This window comes from Bartonella sp. AD328YNZD (assembly GCF_042196425.1).
Window position 1 is genome coordinate 1 of sequence record NZ_JBHIQG010000306.1, and the last position, 2,835, is coordinate 2,835.

At 37.1% G+C, this 2,835-nt stretch carries 5 protein-coding genes; all 5 read left to right on the top strand.

Annotation, left to right across the window (positions count from 1 at the left end):
- Positions 1–233: 233 nt before the first annotated feature.
- The 5 genes from ACFIO3_RS11015 (at position 234) to ACFIO3_RS11035 (ending at position 2,204) form a co-directional block, all read left to right on the top strand.
- The gene (locus ACFIO3_RS11015) at positions 234–896 is read left to right on the top strand and encodes a lysozyme (protein ID WP_375606488.1); all 663 of its coding nucleotides are present in this window, start codon (positions 234–236) and stop codon (positions 894–896) included.
- Positions 893–1,129, top strand: a complete 237-nt coding sequence (locus tag ACFIO3_RS11020) for a hypothetical protein (RefSeq protein ID WP_375606489.1) — start codon at positions 893–895, stop codon at positions 1,127–1,129. Before ACFIO3_RS11015 ends, ACFIO3_RS11020 begins: the two co-directional genes overlap by 4 nt.
- Positions 1,053–1,265, top strand: a complete 213-nt coding sequence (locus tag ACFIO3_RS11025) for a hypothetical protein (RefSeq protein ID WP_375606490.1) — start codon at positions 1,053–1,055, stop codon at positions 1,263–1,265. Before ACFIO3_RS11020 ends, ACFIO3_RS11025 begins: the two co-directional genes overlap by 77 nt.
- A complete protein-coding gene (locus ACFIO3_RS11030; RefSeq protein WP_375606491.1) occupies positions 1,258–1,470 on the top strand; it encodes a hypothetical protein in 213 nt (70 codons plus the stop codon). The genes ACFIO3_RS11025 and ACFIO3_RS11030 overlap by 8 nt, the downstream gene beginning before the upstream one ends.
- Before the next feature lie 485 nt (positions 1,471–1,955).
- Positions 1,956–2,204 carry a hypothetical protein gene (locus ACFIO3_RS11035; RefSeq protein WP_375686480.1) on the top strand — a complete coding sequence of 83 codons (249 nt, stop codon included), beginning with the start codon at positions 1,956–1,958 and terminating at the stop codon, positions 2,202–2,204.
- Positions 2,205–2,835 lie beyond the last annotated feature (631 nt).

Here is a 2,835-nt window from a genome sequence, read left to right on the forward strand (position 1 = left end):
CCAATAAGACGCGATCAACAAACCACCCCATGGGAACGGGTCTCAAAACCAACAACAACACTCTCCCAACGGAAAATATGACCACATCCAACCATGCCCCCTAGAATTACACAGGTAACATTTTGATTTAATTAATTTTTTCTTCTTTTCTGTTTTTGAAGCGTGAAAAAATTCATTTTTAATCTGTCAACCAGCCTCACGTTAACGTGAGGCTTTATTTTATGGAGAAGTAAATGAGAAAAATATCATCAGCAGGGCTTGCACTCATTAAACAATGGGAAGGATTGCGTTTACAAGCCTATAAAGATTCCATCGGGGTGTGGACAATCGGCTATGGCCATACCACCACGGCTGGCCAACCGTTCGTTCACAAGGGCATGATCATTACTGAAAAACAAGCAGAAGAAATTCTTTCTCAAGATTTAAGACAATTTGAAAATACCGTTGAAAAACATGTGACAGTTTCTTTAACGGATGAACAATTCGCCGCGCTCGTATCGTTTTGCTATAATATAGGAACATCGGCTTTTTGTAATTCGACCCTTCTAAAAAAGCTCAATAATGGCGAATATGAGGCTGTCCCTGCTGAGTTACAAAAGTGGACTAAAGCAGGAGGAAAACGTCTTCACGGTTTAGTGCACCGTCGTGCAGCAGAATCGGGATTATGGGCAAAAGGGGCTTATGTTTCTTCCAACTATCAAACTGTAGAAACGCAAGCACCAACAGGATTTTTCAAAGCAGAAGCGCTTACACCGATTATTGGTTCTTTTTCTGGACTTGGAGGCTTATTGGCAGGCAATGGTCCCATCCAATGGGCATTAGCAACCATTATGGTTTTAGCCGCCTGCGTTGGCATTTTCTTTGTGGCAAAACGGTTTCGGGAGCAGCGCTTATGATGTGGTGGTTGAAAAAAAATCTAATGATAACAGGAGCGGCTCTGACCGCTTTTTTTATCGCTTTAGCAAAAGCTTTCACTCTTGGAAAGAAGGTTGAACAACAAAAGCAAATAGAAAAAACGCTAAAGTCATCAACAACACGGCTAGAGGTGGAAAATGAAATTAATCAAAAAAGTGATGCTGATGTACGCGCTTCTCTTACTCACTGGTTGCGCGATAAAAACAATCAATGAGCATTTTTCTTGCGTTGGTTGGATGCCCATTTATTTAGACAACAAAGATCTCAATATCATCAGTTCAAATCTCGCAAGAGATATTTTAAAGCATAACAAACAAGGGGAACACATGTGTGGGTGGAAACATGGCTAGAAAAAAAACGGAAAAACAAACAGAGCTTACAGAAAAGGAAAAAGAAGTCCTACAAGAAATCATCACAACGTATAAAAGTGTAAAAATGATGTCACGCTATACGAAGTGGATTATCTTCATCATTTTCTTATTAGCGCTTGATTTTTCACGAATCATAGATGTGCTGGGAAGTATTTTTACACAAAAATCGAATATTCAGCTCTAAAATAAATAAAAAACGTGAGACGTTTTAAATCTTTTAAATATAAAAAGCCATTCGTTATTTTTTGAACACATGGAGTTTTATTGATGATTTTTCACGTCTCACGAGAAATTTTTATACACTCTTCACAAACACTTTCATGAAATGAATTTAGGAGCATGAAGAGAGATTTTTAACCAACGCGTAAGTCAATAACTTTGGTAACATAAGAAAAGGATCATACCAACGTACATTTTTTAAATAATCTATTGATATCCAAATGATTTTATACTCTTCATAAATAGCATAGCCAAGAATTTTGTATTACAAAATATTTCTTTTAAAGAAGCGCATAAACAAGCAATGTAATGGGAGCCTTACATAAAACCTCTTATCTTTACGTTTAATAAAAAAGCAAGCTGGCTCCTCCCTGCCTCTCAATGCCCCCCAATTCCCACCCTCTCAATGCCCTTATGTCCTATGCATAAAGGTCAAGTTGAAGAGAATATATGGAAAATCCTTGGCTCGAAAATATGAAAAGAAAGCATGAAGCTACAACAGAATTTCGCGTGCCTTTATCATCAGAAGCATTAAAAATTCTAACACAAGCACGCCTATTGTCTCGTCATGATTTTTTGGCTACCTGTCATGGTCCCCTTAGCTCAAAAATTGCTCCCTACTCAAGAATTTTCTGTCACAATATAGGCAACAAACAGAACTTGAGTATAACAACATGGGTTTGGCTCCAGTTTAGGTGATGAGCTTACCGAAAAAAAGATGAGAGCAAGGCGAAAAATTAGCTTTTATCTTTAAGCTTCTCAAATGGAGCAGTCTCCCCATTTCAGAGATCAACTAAACAGAGAGATGCTTATTCCTCTATGCAAAAGCTTGAAATACCAGCATCTTATTCATAAAAAACAAACCAGCCCCATCATGCTCTTTTCAATTCTGTCTTTCCAACGCTCAATAGGTACTAACTCTTAACTACTGACTTTTAATGATTGCGTTGGTTCATAAAAACCGTAGTGACCTCTCACCTTATGAAGCACAAACCCAGGATTTTTTAACGGTGCAGGCATAAATCTGAAATGAAAAAACAGAACTGTATTAGGAATAACTGACTATAAATCAAAGAATTGTATTTTTATTAGCAAAATATTTTCAAAGGAAACCACGATCCCCGCACAATAGAAACATTTCATAAAAACAAGAGAAAAAGCTATGGATTAAGAGTGAGATTCATTCACAATGACGGTAGATAAACCAGTGGAGAATAGAACAATCCTATAAGATAAAGGAACTGTCATAAAAGGAAAAACTGTATGAAACGTGAAAAAGCATAAAAAAACGGGCCCAGAAGACCCGTTTCTTTATTATTTCTATGGAAAA